The organism is Pseudomonas sp. HMWF006 (assembly GCF_003061205.1).
Taxonomy (GTDB): Bacteria; Pseudomonadota; Gammaproteobacteria; order Pseudomonadales; family Pseudomonadaceae; genus Aquipseudomonas; species Aquipseudomonas monsensis.
Window position 1 is genome coordinate 36,587 of the sequence record NZ_QAIU01000422.1, and the last position, 25,497, is coordinate 62,083.

Here is a 25,497-nt window from a genome sequence, read left to right on the forward strand (position 1 = left end):
GGTTGAGCAGGCTGGCGCCCAGCTCACTCTCCAGCCCCGCGACTTGTCGCGTCACCGATGAAGTCGAGATGCCAAGCTTGCGCGCTGCAGATGAGTAACCGCCACAGCGCACCGTTTCGACAAACATCTTCAGCGCCAGCAACTTATCCATGTCCTGATTCCGGAATCGAAAGGTAAACACAGCGACTGTGCACGACCCGGCAGCGCGAGTCTTGCATGGCTGTGCTCTGTTGGATCACCGCCCACAGCCCGCGCTGTCAGGCCTGGGCAATCCCCATGATCCGATTGCCCATGCTCACGCCCCAATCCCCCATGCGCCGGCCTTCTGCAAGTTGCTGTTGCTGCCAGGCCAACAGGGCATGATCGAGGTCGCCGGAGTCGTCGATGGTTTGCGCCAGGGACAGTGCGTTGCGGGCAGCCTTGGCTGTGCTGCCGGCGGTATGAGGACGCGGCACAAACGCGGCGTCGCCCGTCAACAGCACGCGACCGAACACCATTTGCGGGATTTGGAAATCAAGGATCGCTTGCACAAAAATGTCCCGGGTCTGGCGAATCAGCTCGCGAAAAGCCGGGTTCACCAGCCGCTCAGCCATTTCCCGGATGTAAGCCTCCTGTCCAGCGGCCAAGGTCCCGGGTGGAATCGAGTGGCTGCGCCGACGGCCGTTGTTGTCAGTGAGCACGGCATCCAGTTCCGGCCCTGGTGCCGCTTTCAAATACCACAGCCAGTTGAACCGACGCTCGCCAGGCTTAACGGAGCCACTCACACCCGGCACCATGTATTCGAGCATCAGCGATTCAGGGTCTTGCTGAAAAACAAAGTCCTCGTAAAGCTGTGTCTTGGCGAAGTCTGGCAGCTGCTGTTCATCGACCAGCCCACGCCACACCACATACCCCGAGTAGGCAGGCGCCGCGCCGGGCAGCACCACGCTGCGCACGCTCGACCCCGCGCCATCAGCGCCAATCAGCAAATCGCCCTCGGCAGCGCTGCCATCGGCAAACATCGCCGTGACGCGGTGCTCATTCTGCGTCAGATCGACCAACGTCTTGCCACGGTGATAATGCTCGGCAGGAAATGCAGACAGTAATGAGCTGTACAGGGCGTTCCAGGACGTCTGGGTTTGCGGCATCGGCTCTTTATGCACGACGCTGCCTGCCCGATCCAGATAAAGCCGATCATGGGAACGGACCCCGAGCGCCCCGGCAGGATGAATGCCCGCATAACGAAAATGGTGCAAGACATCCGCTTGCAGAACGATGCCTCCGCCGCGGCTATCCAGCGCGGCGGGAGATCGCTCGTAAATATCGACCTGCCAACCGATCGCGCGCAATGCCGTGGCGGCGAACAGCCCTCCCAGAGAACCACCAATGACCAAGGCCTTCGAAACGCCTGAACTCTTCATAGCTTTCTCCTCGTTGCCGGGTGATTCCCCAGACTCCGTTGAGCGATGGCTCATGCCAACACCGGATAGTCGATGTAGCCCTTGGCGTCGCCGCCAAAAAAGCTGTTGCCGTCGGCAACGTTGAGTGGCTTGCGACCGCGCAAGCGCGTGGGCAAGTCAGGGTTGGCAATAAACGGACGACCAAACGCGATGATGTCCGCACGGCCCTGCGCAATGGCCTGCTCGGCGGTTTCGCCGCTGTAGCCTCCGGCCAACATCAGAACGCCGTGAAACTGCGCACGCAGTTGCTTGATGATCGCATCCCAGCGTGGATCGTTACTTTCATCGAGCACGGTGCCGACCATCATCGGTTCAACCAGGTGCAGGTAAGCCAGATCCCAATGATTGAGCCGGGATGCAATGTAGCCAAAGGTTTGCTCCGGGGTGTCATCGCCCATTCCCATGAAACGTCCCATCGGTGTCAGGCGAACGGCAACCCGCTCGGCACCGATTTGTGCAGTCACGGCATCGACGACTTCAAGCAGCAAGCGTGCACGGTTTTCGATGCTTCCACCGTAGCGGTCACTGCGCTGATTGCTGGCACTGTTAATGAACTGGTCGAGCAGGTAGCCATTGCCCGCGTGAATTTCCACGCCATCCATACCGGCGAGCATCGCGTTACGGGCGGCGGCGCGGAAGTCGGCGATGATTGCTTCGATGCCTGGAATGTCCAGCGCTTGCGGGACAGGCACATCGCCCCAGACGCCCTCGCCCCGTTCGTTCAAGATAAAAGTCTTGCCGGGCACCGGCTGCGCGGTCGGCGCCACCGGCAAGCCGCCGTTGGGCTGGAACACCGGGTGCGACACTCGGCCCACATGCCACAGTTGCAGGAAAATGCGCCCGCCTTCTGCGTGTACGGCCTCGCTGACAGCCTTCCAGCCTTCTATCTGCTCGTCGCTATGGATGCCGGGCGTCCAGGCGTAACCCTGGCCCTGCTGCGAAATCTGGGTCGCCTCGGTAATGATCAAAGCGGCACTGGCACGCTGACGGTAATACTCGACGTTCATTGATGTGGGGACGTTGCCCGGTTGGCCCGCCCGCGAGCGAGTCAGTGGTGCCATGGCGACGCGGTGCTTCAAGCTGAGTTGGCCGAGCTTGATCGGGCTGAACAAGTGCTGAGTCATGATGATTTTTCCTGTATGGGGAGGGACTGAACAGACGCCTCAGGCGGCCTGGTTGCGTTCCAGTATCTGGATCATTATTTCGATGGGTTGGGCGCCGTTGATGACGTCATCGGCGATCTGCACAGTCGGCACCGAGCGCAGACCGGACGCCTTGGATCGGGCTTCGAGTGCCAAGACTTGCGCTGTGCCTTCATCGGCCTTGAGGAAATCGACAATGGCGCCTCGGTCCTGCCCGGTTTCGGCACAGATGTCAGCCAGTACCGTAAGGTCGCCGATGTCCCGCCCTGCGCCGAAATACGCCTTGAAAATGGCCCTGACCAGCGGGGACGCGTCCCTGCCCGCCTGTTGCTCACGCCATACCAAGCGATGCGCGGCGAGCGTGTTGGGCGTTTTTTCGACGCGCTCATAATCGAACTCAAGGCCGACAGCCTTACCGGCGTGGGTGACCTGAGCGTCCAGCGCCTGGCTACGTGCCCAGCTGCCGAACTTGCCAGAGCGATAGGCTTTGCGATCCATGCCTTGAACAGGCATGTCCGGGTTCAACTGATAAGGCAGGAAACGGATGGAGTGGCTGGTTGAAAAGCCCGTGGCGGCCAGTGCGCGTTCGAGATTTTCCTCACCGATCCAGCACCATGGGCAGATGAAGTCGTAAGTCACCTGAATCGTGGATGAGTGCATGCTCATGAGGGGCTCCGTGGTTGAATGTTGCACCCCCCCAAGGTAGGTGTCCGGGCGCCGCCCGAGAATCCACCTGTTGCACAACGTTGTTTTTCGCCAAACGCAACGCTGAGCCGATCACGCCTGATGCTGACATTGCGCCCGTTGCGTCTGGCGCAATGTAGCGTTGCGCCTGGCTGGGGTACTCCGTCACAACCGTCCTCTCTAAGCTCAGTCGATGAAAACCGCCGTACACCAAGGGCACGTCGCGGATTGAAACCACTGTCGTTTATTCAGCTCGAGAGGTAAGGCGATGAAGCGCAAGACGATCATCGGGGCCGTTCTGGCAATCGCCGTTGCGGGGGCGGGATTTGCCTTGTGGATGATGTGGAGGCCGGAAATTGCCCCTGTCAGCCAAACCCTGAAGGCCGATCGCGAGGCGCTCGACAGAGGCCGCCGAGTCGTCGAAGCGGGCGACTGTGCGGTCTGTCACACACGGCCTGGTGGCGCCTACATGGCTGGCGGTTTGCCGCTGGTCACGCCCTTCGGAACCCTCTTCACCACCAACATTACCCCGGACCCGCAATCCGGTATCGGCCAATGGTCACTGGACGCCTTCGAGCGGGCCATGCGCGAAGGCATCGCGCGTGACGGCCACTTTCTCTATCCGGCCTTCCCCTACGTGCATTACCGGAAAATGAGCGATGCCGATATCGCCGACGCCTATGCCTACCTGATGAGCGTGGACCCGATCAAATACACCGCACCGGACAATCACATGGTGTTCCCCATGAACTTCCGGCCGCTGGTGTCTTTCTGGAACTTGCTGTTCCTGCATGGCCAACCGCTGGTGCCGGTTCCCGACCGTTCAGCACAATGGAACCGCGGACGCTATCTGGTCGAGGGGCCGGGGCACTGTTCATCCTGCCATTCGCCCCTGAATCTGATTGGCGGGGAGAAAGGCAGCGAATTGTTCAACGGCGGTGTCGTCGACGGCTGGACAGCCCCGGCCTTGCGCGGCATGAGCGAGGCGCACCACCCCTGGAATGAAGCACAACTGGTCGCCTATCTCACGGGGGAAGTCGCTGAGGGGCACGGCGCCGCAGCGGGTCCGATGTTGCCGGTCAGCCTGAGCATCGCTCGTTTGCCGGCGGAAGACGCCCATGCCATCGCGCAGTACATTCTTGATCTGAAGAAGACCTCGGCGGATGCCCCGTCAGCGCCCTGCACTTCTGCTGTCAAACCGAACGCCAAGGCGCTTGCGGGCGCAGCGTTGTTCGACGGCGCCTGCGCCGGTTGCCACGGCCGCGCCGCGCCGATGCGCGTCATCGAATCGCGGCCGGCACTGGCGACCACCTCGGCGGTGCTGGCTGATTCACCACGCAATTTGATTCAGACCATCCTGCAGGGCATCCCGATGTCCAGCGCCGCTTCCAGCCACTACATGCCCGCCTTCGCCCATAGCCTGGACGACAGCCATGTGGCTGCACTTGCCGAGTACTTGCGCAACGAAAGTTGTGCCAACCGCCCCTGGACGGATCTCGACAAGACCATCAAAAGCATTCGGGCTCAGGAGCAGCAACCGTGATCACACTCGACATCAACGGCAAGACGCACCAACTGGATATCGCAGACGACATGCCCCTGCTCTATGCCTTGCGCAACCAGGTAGGGCTCAACGGTGCGAAATACGGCTGTGGCCTGGGTCAGTGCGGCGCCTGCACCGTGCTGGTCGACGACAAACCGGTGTTTTCCTGCGTGACGCCTTGCGGTGCGCTGGCGGGCAAATCGGTACGCACCGTCGAGAGCCTGGGCAGCATCGACCAGCCGGGGCCACTGCAGAAAGCCTTTATCAATGAACAAGCCGCCCAGTGTGGTTATTGCATCGCCGGAATGATCGTTCGGGCGCAGGCGCTATTGGAAAGCAACCCTCATCCAGACGATGACACGATCCGCCGCCACATGGCGCCCAACTTGTGCCGCTGCGGCACGCATGTGCGGATCTTCGCCGCGATCAAGGCGGTCGTCGCGCAGGGAGGCAAGGTATGAAACAGCGCGCAGACAACGTCAATCTGAGCCGCCGCGCTTTCGTGATAAACGGCACACTGATGATGGGGTTCGCGATACTTCCGGGCATTCCCCGCGCCTTCGCCGACACCGAGGTGGACACTTTGGGCACGGCAATCCTGGCGCCGGATCTGCCCGGCAGCCTGCGCGCCACGCCCTATCTGGACGCCTGGATCCGCATCGACGAAAAAAATGGCATCACCGTCTACACCGGCAAAGTGGAGCTGGGCACCGGTGTTAAAACGGCGCTCCTGCAGATCGCCGCCGAACGCCTGGAAGTGCCGCCGGCACTCATCCGTTTTCTCACGGCCGACACCGCGTTGACGCCCAACGAAGGCTACACCGCCGGCAGCCATACGATCGTCGACAGCGGCACTGCGCTGTTCAACGCCGCGGCTCAGGTTCGGCAGTTGTTACTCGAATCCGCAGCACGGCAATGGCAGATCAGCGTCGACAGCCTGACCACGCGGGATGCGGTGATCCACGGTGCGCAAGGTCGCAGCATGACTTACGCGCAGGCAGTGGCCGGGGTACAACTGCATCGTTTCGCTTCAGCCAGTTCCCCGCTCAAGCCCGCCGACCGCTTCACTCTGATCGGCCAGTCGTTGCCGCGCCTGGACATTCCAGCCAAGGTCAGCGGCGGTGCGGCCTATGTGCAGGACATGCGCCTGCCCGACATGTTGCACGCGCGGGTGATACGACCGCCCCGGCGCGGCAGTCAGTTGCTGGACATTGACGAAGCTGCCCTCACGAAGCTTCCCGGCGTGGTGAAACTGATCCGCAACGGCAGCTACCTCGCCGTGGTCGCCAGCGATGAGTGGCTGGCGATCAAAGCGATGCGCGAAGGCTATGCCGCCGCCCGCTGGACTGAAGGTAATCCCCTGCCCGACTCGGCGCACATTCATCAACTGCTCACCCAATTGCCTGCCCGTCGCTACCCGGTGAGTGCCAAGGGCAGCCTCGCGCAACCGGGGCCGCACACCTACAAAGCGCGGGTCACCAAGCAATACCTGATGCACGGTTCCATCGGGCCATCCTGCGCAGTGGCCTGGTTCAGGGACGGCACACTGACCGTGTGGACCCACTCTCAAGGTGTCTACCCGTTGCGTGCGGGTATCGCCGAAATGCTGGGACTGCCAGTGACGCAAGTCCGCTGTATCCACGCCGAAGGTTCCGGTTGCTATGGCCACAATGGCGCCGATGACGCCGCCGCCGACGCGGCACTGATCGCCATGGCGCTGCCTGGCAAACCGATTCGGCTGCAATGGATGCGCGAGCAGGAAAACCTCTGGGAACCCTACAGCTCCGCCATGCTGGTCGAGGTGCAGGCGGAACTGGATGAGGGCAAGCAGCTGCGTGACTGGAAATACGAACTCTGGAGTACCCCGCACAACGAACGTATCGTCAATGCCGGGCGCCTGCTGCCGGCGTGGCTGTTGGCCAAGCCCTTCACGCCGGCACCTTCCGTGCCGATCGCCCAGCCCGAGGGTGACGGCGACCGTAATGCCGTTCCGTTGTATGAGACCCCCAACCTCAAGGTCGATCTGAACTTTGTGCTGAGCATGCCATTCAGGACCTCGGCCATGCGTTCGCTCGGTGCCCATATCAACGTGTTCGCGATCGAAAGTACTGTCGATGAACTGGCAGCGCGGGCCAGCGTCGACCCGGTGCAGTTTCGCCTGAACCACTTGAGCGATCCGCGCGCGCGGGCGGTGGTGGAGCGTGTGGCCGCTGAGTTCCGCTGGCCGCAAAAAGCCACGGGGCCGGGCAGCGGCATCGGTTTCGCCTTTGCCCGTTACAAAAACATCATGGGCTATTGCGCGATCGCTGTGCAGTTGCACATACAGCGCCAGACCGGACAGGTGACGATTGATCGCGTAGTCGCCGCCGTCGACGTGGGGCAAATTGTCAGCCCGGACGGACTGCTCAACCAGATCCAGGGCGGCATCGTGCAATCCGCCAGCTGGACGCTCTATGAACGAATCCTCTATGACGCCAGCGGCCTGCACAGCTTCGACTGGAGCGGCTACCCGATCATGCGTTTTCCGGATTTGCCGCAACAGGTCGAGGTGCACATGCTTGATCAGCCGGGGCAGCCCTTTCTCGGGGCGGCGGAAATCGTCCAGGGTCCCATGGCCGCAGCACTGGGCAACGCCATCAGTGATGCAACCGGCAAGCGCTTGCTGGACCTGCCACTGGCGCGGCGTGGCTGGCAGGATGCACTGGGATCATGACCGATGGGCCATCCGAATGGAAAACGGGCGGTGAAGGATCACTTGCACCGCCCGGCGACCACGAGACGATCAGCGCACGACCAGGCCTTCAGGCCCGAGCAACTCGCTGACGAAATCAATAAATGCATTAACGCGTTTGGAACCACGGTGATTGGGAAGGTACAGGGCGGAAATCGCTGAACTGGCATCGTTCGGATTGATCACAAATGACTCGAACAACGACGTCAGATCACCACGACCGATATCGTCGTCGACCAGCCAGTCAGGTAACAGCGCCACTCCGCCGCCTGCCAGCGCCACCTCGCGCAACACCTCGGCATTGTTGCTTTTGAAGTGGCCCTCAATCAGTACCCGCGTCGCCTCACCGTCCTTCAAGAACGTCCAGACCTGTTGCTTTGGGCCATAACTGAAGCGCAGGCACTCGTGCTGCACGAGGTCCATGGGATGCTTCGGAAAACCCCGCGTATTCAGATACTCCGCGCTGGCCACCACCCGGCGTCGAAAATGACCGACGGGACGACTGACAACACCGTCCATGGCGGCTGCCGATCCCAACCGGATCGCCAGGTCGACGCGCTCCCCCAGCAATTCAACGATGTCATCAGAGAGCGTCATGTCCAGCACGAGTTGCGGGTAACGCTTCAACAGCGAAGCGATATGAGGCGCAATCAGACGGCGGCCCAGCGCGACGGGCACGGAAATACGCAGATGCCCTGCCGGCAGCTCCCCGCGATCAGTGACCGACGCATCCGCCTCGGCGACAGCGTTGAGCACCTCCCGCGCTTTCAAGTAGTAGGCGGCGCCGGCATCGGATAACGAGATTTGCCGCGTGGACCGATTCAGCAGGACCGCGCCCAGTTCCGCCTCGAGTGCATCGATCATCCGCGTCACCGACGATGTCGCCAGCCCCAGTTGTCGAGCGGCAGACGAAAAGCCCTTTGAATCCACCGCCTGGACGAACATCTTCAATGCGAGCAACTTGTCCATGACACTCCCTGCTTCACCCGTGATTCATGTTGAACATTGCGCCCATGCACGCCCGACGAGATACCACGACCAGACGACCAGAGCGACCCGTGGCATTGCACTTCCCGGCGCGTGCCGAGCAAAATCGGGCGGATTAAATCAGTGCTCCATGCGCTCTGCTCTTTCGATATGTGGTCAGTCCGGGCACAATGCGCATCCTTTTTTGGCTGGCCTTGCCGGAGGCCTCGAAATGATCAAAACGCCGTACTACCTCATCGACAAACAGAAACTGCTGACCAACATGCAGAAGATTGCGTACGTGCGCGAACAGTCCGGGGCCAAAGCCCTGCTCGCGCTCAAGTGCTTCGCAACCTGGTCGGTGTTCGACCTGATGCAGCAATACATGGACGGCACCACGTCGTCGTCGCTGTACGAGCTCAAGCTCGGCCGCCAGAAGTTTGAAGGCGAAACCCATGCTTACAGCGTGGCATGGGCCGACGATGAGATCGAGGAGATGCTCGCCAACTGCGACAAGATCATCTTCAATTCCATCAGCCAGCTGCAACGCTTTGCCGAGCGCTCCGAAGGCAAAGTCCGCGGCCTGCGGGTCAACCCTCAAGTCAGCAGCTCCGATTATCTGCTGGCCGACCCGGCGCGTCCGTTCAGCCGTCTGGGCGAGTGGGACCCGCAGAAGATCGAAGGCGTCATCGACCAGATCTCCGGTTTCATGTTTCACAACAACTGCGAGAACGGCGACTTTGGCCTGTTCGACCAAATGCTCTGCACCATCGAAGAACGCTTCGGTGAGCTGCTGCACAAAGTCAGCTGGGTCAGCCTGGGCGGCGGCATTCACTTCACCGGTGAAGGCTATGCGCTGGACGCGTTCTGCGCACGTCTCAAGGCGTTCTCGCAAAAGTACGGCGTGCAGGTCTACCTCGAACCTGGCGAAGCGGCGATCACTAACAGTGCCTCGCTCGAAGTCACCGTGCTCGACACCCTCTACAACGGCAAGCACCTGGCGGTGGTGGACAGCTCCATTGAAGCCCACTTGCTCGACCTGTTGATCTATCGCCTCAACGCCAAGCTGGCACCGAGCGAGGGTGAACATACCTACATGGTGTGCGGCAAATCGTGCCTGGCCGGAGACATCTTCGGCGAGTACCAATTTGACCGTCCGCTGGCCATTGGCGATCGACTGTCATTTATTGATACCGCCGGCTACACCATGGTCAAAAAGAACTGGTTCAACGGCCTGAAAATGCCATCCATCGTTGTGAAACAACTCGATGGTACCGTCGAAGTGGTTCGCCAATTCGGTTACGAAGACTACCTGTCCAGCCTTTCTTGAAACGGACAGATAAAGGAGAGAAAAAGCAATTGAAAAAGAACGTTCTTATCATTGGTGCAGGAGGTGTCGCTAAGGTGGTGGCCCACAAGTGCGCGCAGCATAACGATGAACTCGGTCGTATCGCTATCGCGTCGCGCAACATCTCCAAATGCCAGGCCATCATCGACAGCGTCAAGGCCAAGGGTAGCCTCAAACAACCCGCCGACATCAAAGCTTTCTCGCTCAATGCCCTGGATGTCGAGGCGACCAAAGCGCTGATCCGCGAAACCGGATCCCAGATCGTCATCAACGTCGGCTCCGCGTTCCTCAACATGTCGGTGCTGCGTGCCTGCATCGATACCGGCGTCGCTTATCTCGACACTGCCATTCATGAAGAGCCGGGCAAAATCTGCGAAACCCCGCCTTGGTATGGCAACTATGAGTGGAACCACCTCGCAGAGTGCCAAGAGAAGAACATCACCGCCATTCTCGGTGTGGGCTTCGACCCGGGTGTGGTCAATGCCTATGCAGCACTGGCGCAACAACAGTATTTCGACCGCATTGATTCGATCGACATTCTCGACGTCAATGCCGGTTCCCATGGCAAATATTTCGCCACCAATTTCGATCCGGAAATCAATTTCCGTGAATTCACCGGGCAGGTGTGGAGCTGGCAGAACAGCCAGTGGACCAGCAACACCATGTTCGAAGTCAAACGTACCGACGACCTGCCGGTCGTAGGGTCGCAGAACCTGTACCTGACCGGTCACGACGAAGTGCACTCGCTGTCGAAGAATCTGAACGTGCCCAACGTGCGTTTCTGGATGAGCTTCGGCGAGCACTACATCAACGTGTTCACGGTTCTCAAGAACCTCGGCCTGCTGTCCGAACAACCGGTCAAGACCGCCGAAGGCCTGGAAGTCGTGCCGCTGAAAGTGGTCAAGGCCGTGCTGCCTGACCCGAGTTCGCTGGCGCCCGGCTACACCGGCAAGACCTGCATCGGTGATCTGGTCAAAGGCACCAAGGATGGTCAGTCGCGCGAAGTGTTCATCTACAACGTGGCCGACCACGAGGAAGCCTTTGCCGAAACCGACAGCCAGGGCATTTCCTACACCGCTGGCGTACCGCCGGTTGCCGCCGCCCTGCTGGTCGCTCGCGGCGAGTGGGATGTGCAGCGCATGGTCAACGTCGAGGAACTGCCGGCTGAGCCGTTCCTCAACGCGCTGGATGTCATGGGCCTGCCGACCCGCATCAAGGATGAGCACGGAGATCGTCCCTGGAATGGCGTAGCCTGAGGCTCGCAACGTCCAGCGACGCTTTAAGGTCCGCTACAAAAAACGCCGCTCATTGAGCGGCGTTTTTGCAGGCACTGAAAAATCAGGACACGGCCTCTGAACATTGCCGCACGGGGCTCTTGCGCCTGACCTCTTGTTGCCGGGTGAGCAGTGCCTGCACATCAGCGACGGCCTCCAGCACTCGCTGTGCCCAGTGCTCATCCTCCGGGTGCACGACAACCACGCGAAAACCGTGAGCATGGCCTTCCGTGCGCACGCCCTCGGAGTCATCGACGTGCAAGTCGATATCGAAGGCCGGGGGAAATTTCGACGGACCGTTTGACAGCCCCTTGGTCGTCAACGCCTGGTTATGCAGCACACTGTTGACGACCCCGTCGACGCGGATGCCATACAGCAACAGCCAACGCCTGATATAGGCCGGTGTCCGCCCGGACGACGTGTAGACCCAGATACTGCAGCCCTGGCGGCGCAACTCGCGGGTCAATGAGCGCGTGCCGGTTCGCAGCGGTTCGCCCAGCCAACGGTGCACACAGGCCGGCAACCAGCTGTGCTCGACTGCGCAGTGATGGAGCTGGCAGGCCAGCGTGTCGTCGATATCGAACGAAACCCGGATACGCGGGCGACTGAACAGGTGCATCGGCATCGCGCCGGCGATGGCCTGCCAGACCCGGCTGGCGGAAGCCCGGTACCTGACGGAGAGTGGCTGACCGTTCATCAATGCCCACCCTGAAAGACGGGCAAGGCCTTGTTCTTGAGTAGAAAGTTCATCGACTCAGGCGCCTGACCTTCGAGGAAGGCTGCATACTTTTTCTTGATTTTCGGCAATTCATACAACGCCTTGATCCCGTGCTTGGCGGAGTTGCGGATGACCGAGGACGGATTGAAGTAACCCTCGGCGTTTTCCAGCGTCAGCACGAACGGGGGTAACCCCGCCCGCATGAGCAAATAGCTGACGATGAGCGAACCACTGCGGTTATTGCCCTCGATAAACAATTGCGGCTTGCTGAGGATGCGCACATAGACACCGGCCGCACGCTTCCAGACGGATTCACTGCGATAGGCGCAGTACCAATTGAACAAGTCCTTGATGCCGCCCTCAACGTTGTTGAAGAAGTGCGCTTCGGTAGCCGCCAGATGTTGGGCGTACTCCAGTCGGCGTACCGGATCCCGGCCACAAAGGACGGTGGCATTGATCTCCAGCATCAGGTTCAGTTGCTGAAGGTCGAACAGGTCGACACCGCGAGCCACATAGTCGTCAATCAGCGCATAGCCTTCAAGCACATTGTGTAGCACTTCGTCGGTGAAGGGATCGCGCGGCTCGGTAAAGTGCCTGCTGAGCTCGGCAAAACGGCCCTGCACCTCTCGCAGTACCCGTTCAATCGCTGGCAAATCAAGACGAGGCGTTGCAGACATTGGCAATCCTGAGAAACGCTGAACAAAAAGGTCAAACGACCGAACCACCGCGCGGACACCCTGCCCGCCGGCGGATGCGGTCTGTGCAAGGAGATCGTTGGTCTAGCTGAACTTGCCGCTGATGTAGTCCTCGGTCATTTTTTCCCGCGGGCTATCGAAAATTTGCGTGGTCGGGCCCATCTCGACCAGATAGCCGGTGCGCGTGCCCTGGGAAATATCCACCGAGAAAAAGGCCGTGGTGTCGGCGACGCGGATGGCCTGCTGCATGTTGTGGGTCACCAGGGCGATGGTGTAGTCCTTCTTCAACTCGATCATCAATTCCTCAACCCGTCGGGTCGCGATCGGGTCAAGCGCCGAGCACGGTTCGTCGAGCAACAACACTTCCGGTTCGGTGGCGATGGCGCGGGCGATGCACAGCCGTTGCTGCTGGCCGCCGGACAGCGACAGGCCGCTGACCTTGAGCTTGTCCTTGACCTCATCCCACAGCGCGGCGCCCTGCAAGGCGTGTTTCACGCGGTCGCCCAGGTCGCCCTTGTAGCGATTGAGGCGCAGGCCGAATGCAACGTTGTCGAAAATGCTCATCGAGAACGGGTTCGGCTGTTGAAACACCATGCCGATATAACGACGCACGACCACTGGATCGACGCCCTTTCCATAAACGTCTTGCCCGAGGAAATGCACGTGCCCTTCAAAGCGAAAACCTTTGACCAGATCGTTCATCCGATTGAGGCTGCGCAGCACGGTGCTTTTGCCGCAACCCGACGGTCCGATGAAACCGGTGATCTTGTTTTTTTCGATCGGGACATGGCTGTCACGCACGGCCAGGAAGTTACCGTAGAAAATCTTGTCCAGCTTGCAGTCCATGACCACTGGCGCCTGAGTGACAAACGGAGCCGCGATTTGCAGATTTGATGCGTTCAAGATTCAGATGCTCCGTTCTCAGTACTTGGGCTTGCCGAAAATACGGCTGACGATATTGACGACCAGTACGATCATCACCAGCACCAGCGAGGCCGCCCATGCCAGTTCGAGCTGGTTGTCGAAGGGCATGCCGGAGAAGTTGTAAATCAGCACGGCGAGCGAGGCCGTCGGATTCATGACCGCCAGGCTGCCGTCGTGGTAGATCCAGTAGTTGCTGAACAGCGCCGTGAACAACAAGGGCGCGGTTTCGCCCGCCGCACGGGCCACGGCCAGCATGACCCCGGTGAGGATCGCCGGCATGCCGGTGGGCAAGACGATTTTCCAGATGACCTGCGAGCGGGTGCAGCCCATGCCGTAGGCGGCATCCTTCATGATTTTCGGCACCATGCGCATCGACTCTTCAGCCGTCAGCACGACGATGGGCAACATCAGCACCGCCAGTGCCACGCCCCCGGCAGGTGCCGAGTAGGTGCCGGTGGTCATCACGACCAGTGCGTAGGCGAACACCCCGGCCAGAATGGAGGGCAGCCCCGTGAGCATCTTGGCGGCAAAGCGTGCGGCGTTTGCCAGCTTGCTGTCAGGGCCCAGTTCAGCCAGAAAGATGGCCGCCATGATACCGACCGGCACCGCGATCGCCGCGGCGATACCGACCATAAGGAACGTGCCCGCCATCGCGTTGCCGAAGCCACCACCGGTTTCGAAACCGGTTGGCGGCAGCTCGGTGAACACTTCCAGGTTCAGGCGTGCGCCTCCACGTGTGATCAGCATGTAGAGCACGGAAATCAACGGCACGCTGGCTAACAGAGCGCCAGCCCAGACCAGTGTGGTCAACACCAGGCTGCGCAGCGCGCGACCTTCGAACTTGCGCTGCAGGCTTGGAAATGCAGTGGCTGAGGGCGTGATGTCCGTCATTATTTAGTACCCCGTTGGGCATAGACCATGATCATGGAACCGATGATGTTCACCAGCAGCGTGATAAACATCAGGACCAGAGCGGCGTACATCAATACTTCGATCTCGTTCGGCCCTGCCTCGGGGAAGTTCAATGCCAGCAAGGCGGCCAGGGTATTGGCCGGGGCAAAGAGCGAAAGCGAGATGTTGTTCGCGTTGCCCACCAGCATGGCCAGCGCCATGGTTTCACCGAGCGCGCGGCCCAGCCCCAACACCAGGGAACCGAAGATACCGGTGGCGGCCGAGGGCACCATGACCTTGAGAATCGCTTCCCAATGGGTGGTTCCCATGCCATAGGCGGCCTGCTTGGTTTTCATCGGGACGCCGGTGAGGGCGTCCTGCGAGACGGCAGCAATGGTCGGCAGAATCATGATCGCCAGCACCAGCGCCGCCGGCAGCAGCCCGGGCCCGCTCAACGATGTGCCAAAAAAGGGTATCCAGCTGAGTTCGCTGTTCAGCGACTCTGCCAGCGGCCGAATCGCCGGAATCACCACGTAGATCCCCCACAGGCCATACACCACACTCGGGATGGCAGCGAGTAATTCAACGATGGTGCGAAACACCGCGGCGAGTTGCGCGGGAAGGAAATCCTGGGTCAGAAAAATCGCCATGCTGACGCCGAAAAAACCGGCGATCAGCAGCGCGATGAAAGCGCTGTAGAGCGTGCCCCAAATCGCCGGCAGAATGCCGTACTTGCCTTGATTGACATCCCAGACGGACCCCAACAACACATCCAGACCGTGCTTCTCCATGCCGGGAATGGCCTTGCGCCCTACTTCAAAGATAAGCGCGAAGACCAACGCCAGAATCAGCACCACGCCTATTTGCGCAAGCGCACGGAAGATGCGGTCGACCAGAAAGTCCTTGGCGGACGGTGGTTGGCACGCGGAAGCCGGATTGACCGGTACGACAAAAGGTGGGTTCATTGGCTGATTCCGCAATGGGGGAAAACTCTCCCGGCCAGGCGCAAAGCCCACGCCGAGAGAGACCTCACGAGCGCTTACTGGATATTGGCAGACGCTTTACGAACCTGATCGACGACCGATTGCGGCAAAGGGATATAACCCATCGAGTCGGCGATCTTCTGCCCTTCGGTCAAGCTGTACTCGACCATCTCGCGCATGGCTTTGGCCTTGGCCGGATTGCCGTTGTCCTTGCGGAAGATCATCCAGGTGTAGGACGTGATCGGGTAGGATTTGGCGCCGTCAGGATCAGGCAGCCAGGCCACCAGGCTTTCGGGCATTTTCACCGCAGCCAGTGCCTCGGCACCGCTTTCCGCGTTCGGTACGACGTACTGACCGGCCTTGTTCTGCAACTGCGCAAAATCAACCTTGGCGAGTTTGGCGAAGCCGTATTCGATGTAGCCAATGGCCCCCGGGGTCTGGCGCACGGTCGCGGTCACACCGTCATTCTTCGGCGATTTGATGAATTTGTCGCTGGCCGGCCAGTTGACCGTGTTGCCCTCACCCAGCGCCTGCTTGAACTCGGGATTGATCGCCGCCAAGTGTTTGGTGAACACCGCAGTCGTACCGCTGGAGTCAGCGCGCACCACAACCGTGATCGGCGTATCGGCCAGTTTCAGGCCCGGGTTCGCTGCGGCGATCTGCGGATCGTTCCAGCGCGTGATCTTGCCCAAAAAGATATTGGAGTAGACGTCGCGTGGCAGTTTCAGCCCCTTGGGATTGCCCGGCAGGTTATACGCCAGCACGATTTCACCCGCGGTCATCGGCAGCAACTGCACGCCTTCGGCCACCTTGGCAATGTCTTCATCTTTCATAGCCGAGTCGCTGGCGGCGAAATCAACGGTCTTGTTCAAGAAGTCCTGTACGCCGGCGCCACTGCCCTTGGATTGGTAATCCACAGTGACACCTTCGGACTTCTTGCTGAAATCCTTGAACCAGGTGAGGTAGATCGGAGCCGGAAAACTGGCGCCGGAGCCTGTCAGACGGACGTTTTCCGCCGCGAAGGACATCGAGGTAGCCAACAGAGATGCAGTCACAACGAACGCAGCAGACTTGATCAAACGTTTCATCAAGGAAACTCCTTATAGGGGCCCCTTAACACTGCAGCAATTTCGTTAAGTTTTTATGAATGTTGGATTGCAGGATCTCGAGTGGGGCTTTGCTCGCAGCGCTGGTCTGCTGGCGGACAGTGGGCGTTTACCGAGGCTCGATCTCGATAGCCTCAATGCTTGAAGCCGACACACCATTGCATCGGCCAGCAGAACGCTGGATGCCCCGCCGCTACGGCTCAAATGATCCAATCAACATCACAAACATCTGATAACTCATTGATATAAAAGGAATTGAACAACACTTAAAGTGATTTCTTAAGTATCACCCCATGGGTATGGGACCCAGCGCACGGCGCGGTCCTGCAAACCCTGTTCCCACCCCAACTTCCGGCGAAATGACAAGGCTGTTTATCGGTGGGCACGCTTGAGGGTTTCGCTGGGAAGTTCGTTGAACAGAGCGCGATAGCTGCTAGAAAAGCGCCCCAAATGCCAGAACGACCACTGCATCGCCACCTCGGCCACCGTGGTTTCCGTTGGCCGGCGCTTGAGCAGTTCGCGGCGAGCACTGTTCAGCCGGCGCAGGCGCAGCCAATGGCTCGGCGTCATCCCGGTGTAAGCCTTGAATGCTTGCTGCAACTGGCGCAGTGAAACGCCCGCAACGTTTGCCAGTTCCAGCAGATTCACCGTCTCCTCCGGTGAATCGGCGGCCCAGTCGCCAACGCGTTTCATGATGGTTCGCTCTTCGGTACGCCGCTGCAATCCTCCGCGATCCAGGCACACCTGAGCGTTGTCGAGAATAAACAGGCAATCCTCGAGCAACTGCTGAGTCAGCGACTCTTTGCTAGGAGAATCAATAACTTGTGTCAACTTCGTGAGAATCGAGCTTAACCAGCGACTGAACAAAGCGTTCTGCCCACAGTTGAGCGGCGCCATGAACAAACCTTCGAGTTTCGTCACGTCCAGGCCGTGCTGGCGGACGAATTCCGGGCCGAACACCACCGCGATCTCCTGGTAGTTCTCCGGGGTGATCCAGATGTTGCGGCTCTCTTCATTGAGCAGATACAGCGCGTTGTCGCTGCGATCGAAACAGAACGCCAGGGCCCCCGACGGCGCACTGAAATTCTGCTCGACGCGGGTGTTCATCTGTTCTTCGTAGACCTCCACACCTTGCAGATCCAGGTAGCGGATCTGCCCGGCGAAATGGCCTGGAGACATCTGTTGGTAATGCTGAACCCAGCCCGGTGTGGCACGGATTTGTTCGGCTACATCGGCGGTGTTGAACGCTTGAACCTGGAGCGGATTGCACGTTGTCATGAGGTGACCTTGCGCACTCTTTTGGTGCGCTTTGGTGCTGCTTAAAGTGGATAGATGGAACTGCAAGGCTCGCCCAAGATAGTCGTCAACGCGCCACAGGGGAAGGGGCGGAAGATGAAACCCGCCCTCCCCGGCGTCTATAAAACCAATAACGAGGTCTTTATGAATGCCCCTTTCGATCAGCTGTTCACGTGGCTGAAAGATCACAAGATTACCGAAGTCGAATGTGTGGTCAGCGACTTGACCGGCATTGCCCGCGGCAAGATCGCACCGACCAACAAGTTCCTGCATGAGCGAGGCATGCGCCTGCCGGAAAGTGTGCTGCTGCAAACGGTAACCGGGGATTTTGTCGACGACGACATCTACTACGACCTGCTCGATCCGGCCGATATCGACATGGTCTGCAAGCCCGTCGCCGATGCGGTCTACGTGATTCCATGGGCGATTGAGCCGACCGCAATCGTCATCCATGACACCTTCGACAAGTTCGGCAACCCGATCGAACTGTCGCCGCGCAACGTCTTGAAGAAAGTTCTGCAGCTCTACACCGACAAAGGCTGGAAGCCGATTGTTGCCCCGGAAATGGAGTTCTACCTGACCCAGCGTTGCGAAGACCCGGACTTGCCACTCAAGGCGCCGCTGGGGCGCTCGGGCCGTGCGGAAAGTGGCCGGCAGTCGTTCTCGATCGACGCCGCCAACGAATTCGACCCGTTGTTCGAAGACGTCTACGACTGGTGCGAACTGCAAGGCCTGGACCTCGACACGCTGATCCACGAAGACGGCCCGGCGCAGATGGAAATCAACTTCCGTCATGGCGACGCCCTGGACCTGGCCGACCAGATCACCGTGTTCAAACGCACCATGCGTGAGGCCGCGCTCAAGCACAACGTCGCCGCCACATTCATGGCCAAGCCGATCGGCGACGAGCCGGGCAGCGCCATGCACATTCACCAGAGCGTGGTGGACATCGCCACCGGCAAACCGGTGTTCGCCAACGCCGACGGGCAGATGAGCGAGCTGTTCTTGCACTACATCGGTGGTCTGCAGAAGTACATCCCGAAAGTGCTGCCGATGTTCGCGCCAAACGTCAATTCGTTCCGCCGCTTCCTGCCGGACACCTCGGCGCCGGTCAACGTTGAATGGGGTGAAGAAAACCGTACCGTCGGCCTGCGTGTGCCGACCTCCAGCCCTGAAGCGATGCGCGTGGAAAACCGCTTGCCGGGCGCTGATGCCAACCCGTATCTGGCGATTGCCGCGAGCCTGCTCTGCGGTTACATCGGCATGGTCGAAGGCATCGAGCCGAGCGCTGCGGTACAAGGGCGCGCTTACGAACGCCGCAACCTGCGCCTGCCAATCACCATCGAAGACGCGCTGACGCAAATGGAAGAGTGCGAAACCGTTGCGCAATACCTGGGCGACAAATTCGTGCGCGGCTACGTCGCGGTGAAGCGCGCCGAGCATGAAAACTTCAAGCGCGTGATCAGCTCGTGGGAGCGTGAGTTCCTGATGCTGAGCGTTTAAACCAGATCTGCACAAATCCTTGTGGGAGCTGGCTGCCCGCGATGGCGGCGGCACATTCAAAAATGATGTCGAGGCTGCCGTTCTCATCGCGGACACACCCGGCTCCCACAGGAAGAGTGAAACGCCTGAAAAATCCAATAATTCAAAGAGGTGTCGATATGCGTCTGTTGAAATCCATGGTCCCCGCTGCACTGGCGTTGTTGTGCAGCGCCGCCGCACTGGCCCAGCCCCAGGTCAGCGTCTACAACTGGACCGATTACATCGGTGAAACCACCCTCGCCGACTTCCAGGCCAAGACCGGCATCAAGGTGATCTACGACGTTTTCGACTCCAACGAAACCCTGGAAGGCAAGCTCCTCGCCGGCCGTACCGGCTACGACGTGGTGGTGCCGTCCAATCACTTCCTCGCGCGTCAGGTGAAGGCCGGCGCCTTCCTCAAACTGGATCGCTCGCAGCTGCCGAACTGGAAAAACCTCGACCCGAAACTGCTGGCACTGCTGGAAAAAAACGATCCGGGTAACGCGCACTCGGTGCCGTACCTTTGGGGCACCAACGGCATCGGCTACAACGTCGACAAGGTCAAGGAGGTGCTGGGCATCGACCACATTGATTCCTGGGCCGTGCTGTTCGAGCCGGAAAACCTGAAAAAACTGACCCAGTGTGGCGTGTCGATGATGGATTCCGCCGATGAAGTGTTCCCGGCGATCCTTAACTACATGGGCCTGGACCCGCGCAGCGAAAACCCGGAAGACTATAAAAAGGCCGAAGCCAAACTGCTGAGCATTCGCCCGTACATCACCTATTTCCACTCATCCAAATACGTGTCCGACCTGGCCAACGGCGATATCTGTGTGGCGTTCGGTTATTCCGGCGACGTGTTCCAGGCCGCCAACCGCGCCAAGGAAGCCAGGAACGGCGTGAATATCGCCTACGCGATCCCGAAAGAAGGTGCCAACCTCTGGTTCGACTTGCTGGCCATTCCCTCCGACGCGAGCAATGCCAAAGAGGCCCACGCCTTCATTAATTACCTGCTCGATCCACAAGTGATCGCCAAGGTCAGCGCCTCGGTCGGTTACGCCAACCCGAACCCGGCCGCCAAGCAGTACATGGATCAGGAGCTGGTCAATAACCCTGAGGTTTATCCGTCTCAAGCGGTGCTCGACAAGCTCTACATCTCCTCTACCCCGCCCCAGGCCATCATGCGTTTGATGACTCGCTCCTGGAGCAAAGTGAAGTCGAACAAATGAATCAGTACACCGAAGAACACGCGCGCTCCTATTACGCTGCATCGGCTCGGGCGAGCACGCCTTACCTCAGGCTGGACGGCGATGTGAGTGCCGATGTCTGCGTGATCGGCGGCGGTTTCACCGGGGTCAACACCGCCATTGAACTGGCTCAGCGCGGGCTGTCGGTGGTGTTGATCGAAGCCCGGCGGATCGGTTGGGGGGCCAGCGGGCGCAATGGCGGCCAGTTGATCCGCGGCATCGGCCATGCAGTGGACGGCTTCGCAAAATATGTCGGTCAGGAGGGCGTGCGCTATTTGCACCGTGCCGGGATCGACTCGGTGGAGCTGGTGCGCCAGCGCATCGCCGATAACGTTATCGAATGCGACCTGCGTTGGGGCTTCTGCGAGCTGGCCAACACGCCCGCGCAGTTCGCAGCCTTCGAGCAAGAGCAAGTCGATCTGGGCGAACTTGGCTATGCCCACGAAACCCGCCTGGTTGGCCCCGAGCAGATCCGTCAGCAGGTGGTCAATGCCGATGGGTATGCCGGTGGTCTGGTCGACATGGGCTCGGGTCACTTGCATCCGCTGGATCTGGTCCAGGGCGAGGCCCGCCTGGCGGCTTCACTCGGCGTGCGCATCTTCGAGCAGAGCCCGGTGCTGGAAATCATCCACGGCGAAACCGTGCAAGTGCGCTGCGCGGGCGGCAGCGTGCGCGCCGGCAGTCTGGTGCTCGGTTGCAATGCGCACCTGGACGACCTCGAACAGCAACTCAGCGGTAAAGTGCTGCCCGCCGGCAGCTACATCATCGCCACTGAACCGCTGTCCGAAGCACGTGCGCGGCAACTGATTCCGCATAACCTCGCGCTGTGCGACCAGAAAGTCGGCCTCGATTACTATCGGCTCTCGGCTGATCGGCGCTTGTTGTTCGGCGGCGCCTGTCATTATTCCGGACGCGATCCGGCGGACATCGCCGCGTATATGCGACCGAAAATGCTCAAGGTCTTCCCGCAACTGGCGGACGTGCGCATCGACTACCAGTGGGGCGGCAAGATCGGCATCACCGCCAACCGCTTCCCGCAGGTCGGCCGGCTCAAACAGCATCCGAACGTGTTCTATGCCCAAGGTTATTCCGGGCATGGCCTGAACGTGACGCACTGGTGCGCGAAGCTGCTCGGCGAAGCCATTCATGCCGGGCACAGCCAGGGCATGGATGTGTTCAGCGGCGTGCCACATATGACGTTCCCCGGCGGCCCGGCCCTGCGTTCGCCGCTGCTGGCACTGGGTATGTTCTGGTATCGCCTGCGGGAAATCCTCGGCTGACGCAATGTCGTACTTGTGGCGAGGGAGCTCGCTCCCTCGCCACAAATCACTGCCCCCTCACGCTGTTCCGCAGCTCGCGAGCTATACACATTTGCTCTATCGCCAAGCACTTCTATATTGATGAAGTGCTTTTGCGTTCCTGACGCTCAGTGTGCCCAATAAACCAAGGAGGACCTGGATGAAGTCGTCAGCCGTCGATGAGCCGCGAGCACCGGGCCAGGCCCCGATCAAAACCCGACGCTTCAGCATTTCGCTGGTGTGGATCGTCCCGATCGTAGCAGTGTTGGTGGGCATTTCGTTGGTGGTGCACAACCTGATGCAGGAAGGCCCGACGATCATCGTCAACTTCAAGACCGGCAGCGGCCTGACGGCCAACAAGACCGAGGTCAAATACCGCAACGTGGTCATCGGTCAGGTGACGGACGTCGAGTTGAGTGGCGACCAGAAAAGCGTCGACGCCACCATCAAATTGGCCAAACAGGCGCAAACTTTCACTCGCGAAGATTCACAGTTCTGGGTGGTGCGCCCACGCATTGGCGCCGGCGGTGTTTCAGGCATCGACACCCTGCTTTCCGGTGACTATATCGGTGCCGACATCGGCCAGTCCAATAGCCATTCAAAGCACTTCAAAGGTCTGGAGAATCCGCCGCCGATCACCTATGGCGAACCCGGCAAGCGCTTCATGCTGCATGCACCGGACCTCGGTTCACTGGACATCGGCTCTCCGGTTTACTACCGCAAGATTCCGGTCGGCCAAGTGGTCACCTACGCCCTCAACCCCGAAGGCAAAGGGGTCGATATCGAGGTGTTCATTCACTCGCCGAACGACGCGTTCGTCACCGAAAACACCCGTTTCTGGAATGCCAGTGGCATCGACATCAATGTCGGTGCCAACGGCTTCGCCGTGAAGACCGAATCGCTGTCGACCCTGCTGGTGGGCGGTATTGCCTTCCGTGCCCCGGATTACAGCCCCAACGATGTGGCCGCCACCGACGACAGGGATTTCGAACTGTTCGCCGACCAGCAGACCGCCCTCGCCCCGCCGAACGGCAAGGCGCAATACATGGTGTTGCGTTTCGACCAGTCGTTGCGCGGACTCAAGGTCGATGCGCCGGTTGAGTTCCTCGGTATGGAAATCGGCCGGGTCGTGGGCATCAACCTGGATTTCGATGCGAAAAAACGCACGTTCCCCCTCAACGTCGGCATCGTCATTTATCCGCAGCGTCTCGGTCAGGCCTATAAAAAGATGCTCAGCGAATTCAAGCATGACCCCAACGACGAAGCCGCCGGCATCCGTCTGCTGGGCACCTTCGTCGATAATGGCCTGCGCGCCCAGGCCCGCAGTGGCAACCTGCTGACCGGCCAGTTGTACATCGCGCTGGACTTCTTCCCGAAAGCGGAGAAAGTCGCGTTCGATCCGAGCGCTCGCCCGGTCGTTTTGCCGACCGTTCCCGGCAGTCTCGAACAACTGCAGGAAAAGCTCGAAGCGATGGTCGACAAGCTCAACAAACTGCCGGTTGAACGCATTGCCGGTAACCTCGACAGCAATCTGGTCGAGCTGCGCAAAAGCCTGACGCAGTTCAACGCGAAAACCCTGCCGGGCGTGCAGAACACCCTGGCCGACGTGAGCAAAACCTTGCAGTCCGCCAGTTCGACCCTGGCCGAAGATTCGCCACAGCGTGAAAAACTCACCGAAACCCTCGATGAACTCGGGCGCATGTCGCGCTCGCTGCGGGAGCTGTCGGACTATCTCGGCCGGCATCCGGAATCGTTGATCCGTGGTCGTCCCGACAACGCCGCACCGCTGGATCTGAAAGGGCCACCGCGCAATTGAGCACAGGAGTCAGTCCATGGCTGCACCGTTGAAGATCACCGTGCTCGCCGCGTGCCTGTTACTCGGCGCGTGTCGCAGCGACCCCATCAGTTTTCACACCCTGACCCCGGTGCAATTGCCCAACACCCGGGCCGGCGCGCAGATCCCCATCGAGGGAATCACGGTGCCGCCGCAGGTCGACCGGCCGCAAATCGTCATCCGCCAGGGCAACAGCGGCCTGGCGATTCTGGAAACCCAATGGTGGGGCGCGAGTCTGGCGGATGAGTTGCGCAGCGCGCTCAGCGATCAACTGAGCAATACCGGCAGTCACGGTAATGTCTCGGTGCGCATCGACGTGCAGCGGTTCGATTCAATCCCTGGCCAGTACGGGCTGATCGACGTCAAATGGCGCCTGCGCCCCAGCGGTGCGGCGGACAACAGCTTGCTGACGTGTCGCTCCACGTTGCAAACGCCGTCAGGTCCGGGGATTGACGATCTGGTGGTCGCGCAGCAGAACAATGTCAGACGCCTGGCGGCCTTGATCAGTCAGGCGGCAGGCAACTCCCGCGCCTGCCCGCCAGTCTCTTGAATCGCCGGCGATAGCGTGACTGTGAAGCGGCAGCCATTAGGCTCGCGGGTCACCAGTTGCACCTGCCACTGTTGATGGCTGCAGATTCGCTGCACCAGGGACAGCCCCAACCCAAGGCCTTCACCGCGCTGCTCATCACCGCGCACGAACGGTTGAAACATGGCATGGCGTTTCTCTTCGGGGATACCGATGCCACTGTCTTCGACGACGAAGCTGTCATTGAGCAGGGTCAATCGCACAAAACCCTGATCGGTGTAATGCCAGGCATTGCGCAACAGATTGCCCATCACCGACTGCAGGAGCGTCAGGTCATAGCGCCCGTTACCGGCCAGCTTCGGCTCATAGACAAACTCCAGGCCTTTTTCACCGATCAATCGTCCCCAGACTTCCACCTGGGCATCGGCGATTTCCTTGAGCGTGCACGTGGCGGCAGTTCCGAGTTCTTCGGGTTTGCGCGCGAGCATCAAAAAGGTCTCGACCAGTTGTCGCATTTCACTGCTGGCCCGGGCTATGCGCCTGACTTGCTCGGTGGAACGTGGTTCAAGCGACGGATTGGCCAACAACAGCTCGCAGGAGCTGGCCAGCACCATCAACGGCGTGCGCAGTTCATGGCTCACGTCACTGGTGAAGAGCTTTTCCCGATTCAGGGTGGCTCTCAACCGGCCCAGAGTCTGATCGAAGGACAGTGCCAGCGCCCCGACCTCGTCATCGGCGTAGTCGGGCTGCAGTGCCGGGGCCATCGAGATCAACTGATCGCGATGACGAACCTGACGCGCCAGGCGAATCACCGGCGCCATGACCTGGCGCGCCAACAGCCTGCCGAGGGCGACGGCCAGCATGACGCTGAGGATGAAACCGACGATCACCACGACGAACAACAGGTGCTCACGTTGCTCGAAGCTTTCCTGATTGCGCAGCAGCACGTATTTGCGACCGCCGACAGCGTCGACCATGGCGTAGAAGTCATCACCGTTGAAGCTGATTTCCTGGAATCCCAGGGGCAGACTGGCCAGGGGTTCCGTCAGCGCCATGGGACCGGGGCCGTCCTCGAAAAAAAACAATTCGCTCTTTTCCGGCTCATGCCGCCATTGGTTGATGTCGTCCATCGCCAGCAACCGGCGTAAACCGCCGCTCAGGGCCGTCATGGTCAGCTTGTGTTCAACCACATGTACGGTGGCGACAATGCCCATGGCGAACACACCGGCAACCAGAGCGCTCATCAAGGCGAACACGATCACAATCCGGTTGGCGAGGCTTTGCTTGAGGTCCATCCGCTTCAATGACTCCAGTACTGATATCAGAACAAC

The 25,497-nt window shown here is 60.0% G+C and carries 23 protein-coding genes; 10 read left to right on the plus strand and 13 right to left on the minus strand.

Features of this window, described 5'->3' with window-relative positions; genetic code table 11:
• From DBR24_RS32625 to DBR24_RS17615, 4 genes are all read right to left on the minus strand, one after another.
• On the minus strand, nt 1-151 hold a 151-nt coding region (locus DBR24_RS32625), incomplete at its 3' end, for a LysR family transcriptional regulator (protein WP_256591598.1).
• 106 nt (nt 152-257) lie between these two features.
• A complete protein-coding gene (locus DBR24_RS17605) occupies nt 258-1,400 on the minus strand; it encodes an FAD binding domain-containing protein (protein WP_128615379.1) in 1,143 nt (380 codons plus the stop codon).
• A 50-nt stretch (nt 1,401-1,450) separates the two neighbouring features.
• Nucleotides 1,451-2,563 carry an alkene reductase gene (locus tag DBR24_RS17610; protein ID WP_128615380.1) on the minus strand — a complete coding sequence of 371 codons (1,113 nt, stop codon included), beginning with the start codon at nt 2,561-2,563 and terminating at the stop codon, nt 1,451-1,453.
• Nucleotides 2,564-2,602: 39 nt separating this feature from the next.
• A complete protein-coding gene (locus DBR24_RS17615) occupies nt 2,603-3,247 on the minus strand; it encodes a DsbA family oxidoreductase (protein WP_123468802.1) in 645 nt (214 codons plus the stop codon).
• Nucleotides 3,248-3,533: 286 nt separating this feature from the next.
• Here DBR24_RS17615 and DBR24_RS17620 point away from each other — a divergent pair, with 286 nt between their 5' ends.
• From DBR24_RS17620 to DBR24_RS17630, 3 genes are read left to right on the plus strand one after another with little or no spacing between them, the layout of a single operon-like run.
• Nucleotides 3,534-4,808 (plus strand): cytochrome c, encoded by a 1,275-nt coding sequence (locus DBR24_RS17620; RefSeq protein WP_128615381.1) that lies wholly within the window; start codon nt 3,534-3,536, stop codon nt 4,806-4,808.
• Nucleotides 4,805-5,269: a (2Fe-2S)-binding protein gene (locus DBR24_RS17625; RefSeq protein ID WP_128615382.1), complete on the plus strand. Its 465-nt coding sequence runs from the start codon at nt 4,805-4,807 to the stop codon at nt 5,267-5,269. The genes DBR24_RS17620 and DBR24_RS17625 overlap by 4 nt, the downstream gene beginning before the upstream one ends.
• Nucleotides 5,266-7,521, plus strand: a complete 2,256-nt coding sequence (locus DBR24_RS17630; RefSeq protein ID WP_128615383.1) for a molybdopterin cofactor-binding domain-containing protein — start codon at nt 5,266-5,268, stop codon at nt 7,519-7,521. Before DBR24_RS17625 ends, DBR24_RS17630 begins: the two co-directional genes overlap by 4 nt.
• A gap of 69 nt (nt 7,522-7,590) precedes the next feature.
• On the opposite strand, the gene DBR24_RS17635 is transcribed toward DBR24_RS17630, so the two are convergent.
• Nucleotides 7,591-8,508 carry a LysR family transcriptional regulator gene (locus tag DBR24_RS17635; RefSeq protein ID WP_128615384.1) on the minus strand — a complete coding sequence of 306 codons (918 nt, stop codon included), beginning with the start codon at nt 8,506-8,508 and terminating at the stop codon, nt 7,591-7,593.
• A 229-nt stretch (nt 8,509-8,737) separates the two neighbouring features.
• On the opposite strand from DBR24_RS17635, the gene DBR24_RS17640 reads away from it, so the two are divergent.
• Both DBR24_RS17640 and DBR24_RS17645 read left to right on the plus strand, forming a co-directional pair.
• Entirely contained in the window at nt 8,738-9,835 is a 1,098-nt protein-coding gene (locus DBR24_RS17640; RefSeq protein WP_123468812.1) for a carboxynorspermidine decarboxylase, read from the plus strand.
• 29 nt (nt 9,836-9,864) lie between these two features.
• The gene (locus DBR24_RS17645; protein WP_123468813.1) at nt 9,865-11,109 is read left to right on the plus strand and encodes a saccharopine dehydrogenase family protein; all 1,245 of its coding nucleotides are present in this window, start codon (nt 9,865-9,867) and stop codon (nt 11,107-11,109) included.
• A gap of 82 nt (nt 11,110-11,191) precedes the next feature.
• On the opposite strand, the gene DBR24_RS17650 is transcribed toward DBR24_RS17645, so the two are convergent.
• From DBR24_RS17650 to DBR24_RS17680, 7 genes are all read right to left on the minus strand, one after another.
• Nucleotides 11,192-11,824: a hypothetical protein gene (locus tag DBR24_RS17650; protein ID WP_128615385.1), complete on the minus strand. Its 633-nt coding sequence runs from the start codon at nt 11,822-11,824 to the stop codon at nt 11,192-11,194.
• Nucleotides 11,824-12,522 (minus strand): hypothetical protein, encoded by a 699-nt coding sequence (locus DBR24_RS17655; protein ID WP_128615386.1) that lies wholly within the window; start codon nt 12,520-12,522, stop codon nt 11,824-11,826. Before DBR24_RS17655 ends, DBR24_RS17650 begins: the two co-directional genes overlap by 1 nt.
• 102 nt (nt 12,523-12,624) lie before the next feature.
• Entirely contained in the window at nt 12,625-13,386 is a 762-nt protein-coding gene (gene pstB / locus DBR24_RS17660; RefSeq protein ID WP_217890363.1) for a phosphate ABC transporter ATP-binding protein PstB, read from the minus strand.
• A gap of 75 nt (nt 13,387-13,461) precedes the next feature.
• Entirely contained in the window at nt 13,462-14,355 is an 894-nt protein-coding gene (gene pstA / locus DBR24_RS17665) for a phosphate ABC transporter permease PstA (RefSeq protein ID WP_123468820.1), read from the minus strand.
• On the minus strand, nt 14,355-15,320 hold the full coding sequence (gene pstC / locus DBR24_RS17670) for a phosphate ABC transporter permease subunit PstC (protein ID WP_123468822.1): 966 nt from the start codon (nt 15,318-15,320) through the stop codon (nt 14,355-14,357). The genes pstA and pstC overlap by 1 nt, the downstream gene beginning before the upstream one ends.
• 74 nt (nt 15,321-15,394) lie before the next feature.
• A complete protein-coding gene (gene pstS / locus DBR24_RS17675; RefSeq protein ID WP_128615387.1) occupies nt 15,395-16,426 on the minus strand; it encodes a phosphate ABC transporter substrate-binding protein PstS in 1,032 nt (343 codons plus the stop codon).
• 390 nt (nt 16,427-16,816) lie between these two features.
• Nucleotides 16,817-17,722, minus strand: coding sequence for a helix-turn-helix domain-containing protein (locus DBR24_RS17680; RefSeq protein WP_128615388.1), 906 nt, complete (start codon nt 17,720-17,722; stop codon nt 16,817-16,819).
• 162 nt (nt 17,723-17,884) lie between these two features.
• Here DBR24_RS17680 and DBR24_RS17685 point away from each other — a divergent pair, with 162 nt between their 5' ends.
• The 5 genes from DBR24_RS17685 to DBR24_RS17705 all read left to right on the plus strand — a co-directional run bounded on the left by DBR24_RS17685 (nt 17,885) and on the right by DBR24_RS17705 (nt 24,190).
• Nucleotides 17,885-19,243 carry a glutamine synthetase family protein gene (locus DBR24_RS17685; RefSeq protein ID WP_123468828.1) on the plus strand — a complete coding sequence of 453 codons (1,359 nt, stop codon included), beginning with the start codon at nt 17,885-17,887 and terminating at the stop codon, nt 19,241-19,243.
• 158 nt (nt 19,244-19,401) lie between these two features.
• Nucleotides 19,402-20,490, plus strand: a complete 1,089-nt coding sequence (locus DBR24_RS17690) for a polyamine ABC transporter substrate-binding protein (RefSeq protein ID WP_128615389.1) — start codon at nt 19,402-19,404, stop codon at nt 20,488-20,490.
• A complete protein-coding gene (locus tag DBR24_RS17695; protein ID WP_128615390.1) occupies nt 20,487-21,788 on the plus strand; it encodes an FAD-binding oxidoreductase in 1,302 nt (433 codons plus the stop codon). Before DBR24_RS17690 ends, DBR24_RS17695 begins: the two co-directional genes overlap by 4 nt.
• Before the next feature lie 178 nt (nt 21,789-21,966).
• Nucleotides 21,967-23,622, plus strand: coding sequence for an intermembrane transport protein PqiB (locus DBR24_RS17700; RefSeq protein ID WP_128615391.1), 1,656 nt, complete (start codon nt 21,967-21,969; stop codon nt 23,620-23,622).
• Between the two features lie 16 nt (nt 23,623-23,638).
• Nucleotides 23,639-24,190, plus strand: a complete 552-nt coding sequence (locus DBR24_RS17705) for a membrane integrity-associated transporter subunit PqiC (RefSeq protein WP_123468836.1) — start codon at nt 23,639-23,641, stop codon at nt 24,188-24,190.
• Here DBR24_RS17705 and DBR24_RS17710 read toward each other — a convergent pair.
• Nucleotides 24,148-25,461 carry a HAMP domain-containing sensor histidine kinase gene (locus DBR24_RS17710; protein WP_128615392.1) on the minus strand — a complete coding sequence of 438 codons (1,314 nt, stop codon included), beginning with the start codon at nt 25,459-25,461 and terminating at the stop codon, nt 24,148-24,150. The two genes, DBR24_RS17705 and DBR24_RS17710, sit on opposite strands and share 43 nt — an antisense overlap.
• Between the last annotated feature and the right edge of the window lie 36 nt (nt 25,462-25,497).

Coding starts and splice junctions, on each gene's coding strand:
- DBR24_RS17655 (WP_128615386.1), bottom strand. CDS start 12,522: ATGTCTGCAACGCCTCGTCTTGATTTGCCAGCGATTGAACGGGTACTG.
- DBR24_RS17610 (WP_128615380.1), bottom strand. CDS start 2,563: ATGACTCAGCACTTGTTCAGCCCGATCAAGCTCGGCCAACTCAGCTTG.
- DBR24_RS17710 (WP_128615392.1), bottom strand. CDS start 25,461: ATGGACCTCAAGCAAAGCCTCGCCAACCGGATTGTGATCGTGTTCGCC.
- DBR24_RS17695 (WP_128615390.1), top strand. CDS start 20,487: ATGAATCAGTACACCGAAGAACACGCGCGCTCCTATTACGCTGCATCG.
- pstA (WP_123468820.1), bottom strand. CDS start 14,355: ATGACGGACATCACGCCCTCAGCCACTGCATTTCCAAGCCTGCAGCGC.
- DBR24_RS17690 (WP_128615389.1), top strand. CDS start 19,402: ATGCGTCTGTTGAAATCCATGGTCCCCGCTGCACTGGCGTTGTTGTGC.
- pstS (WP_128615387.1), bottom strand. CDS start 16,426: ATGAAACGTTTGATCAAGTCTGCTGCGTTCGTTGTGACTGCATCTCTG.
- DBR24_RS17615 (WP_123468802.1), bottom strand. CDS start 3,247: ATGAGCATGCACTCATCCACGATTCAGGTGACTTACGACTTCATCTGC.
- pstB (WP_217890363.1), bottom strand. CDS start 13,386: ATGGACTGCAAGCTGGACAAGATTTTCTACGGTAACTTCCTGGCCGTG.
- DBR24_RS17705 (WP_123468836.1), top strand. CDS start 23,639: ATGGCTGCACCGTTGAAGATCACCGTGCTCGCCGCGTGCCTGTTACTC.
- DBR24_RS17635 (WP_128615384.1), bottom strand. CDS start 8,508: ATGGACAAGTTGCTCGCATTGAAGATGTTCGTCCAGGCGGTGGATTCA.
- DBR24_RS17685 (WP_123468828.1), top strand. CDS start 17,885: ATGAATGCCCCTTTCGATCAGCTGTTCACGTGGCTGAAAGATCACAAG.
- DBR24_RS17650 (WP_128615385.1), bottom strand. CDS start 11,824: ATGAACGGTCAGCCACTCTCCGTCAGGTACCGGGCTTCCGCCAGCCGG.
- DBR24_RS17700 (WP_128615391.1), top strand. CDS start 21,967: ATGAAGTCGTCAGCCGTCGATGAGCCGCGAGCACCGGGCCAGGCCCCG.
- DBR24_RS17605 (WP_128615379.1), bottom strand. CDS start 1,400: ATGAAGAGTTCAGGCGTTTCGAAGGCCTTGGTCATTGGTGGTTCTCTG.
- DBR24_RS17630 (WP_128615383.1), top strand. CDS start 5,266: ATGAAACAGCGCGCAGACAACGTCAATCTGAGCCGCCGCGCTTTCGTG.
- DBR24_RS17680 (WP_128615388.1), bottom strand. CDS start 17,722: ATGACAACGTGCAATCCGCTCCAGGTTCAAGCGTTCAACACCGCCGAT.
- pstC (WP_123468822.1), bottom strand. CDS start 15,320: ATGAACCCACCTTTTGTCGTACCGGTCAATCCGGCTTCCGCGTGCCAA.
- DBR24_RS17640 (WP_123468812.1), top strand. CDS start 8,738: ATGATCAAAACGCCGTACTACCTCATCGACAAACAGAAACTGCTGACC.
- DBR24_RS17620 (WP_128615381.1), top strand. CDS start 3,534: ATGAAGCGCAAGACGATCATCGGGGCCGTTCTGGCAATCGCCGTTGCG.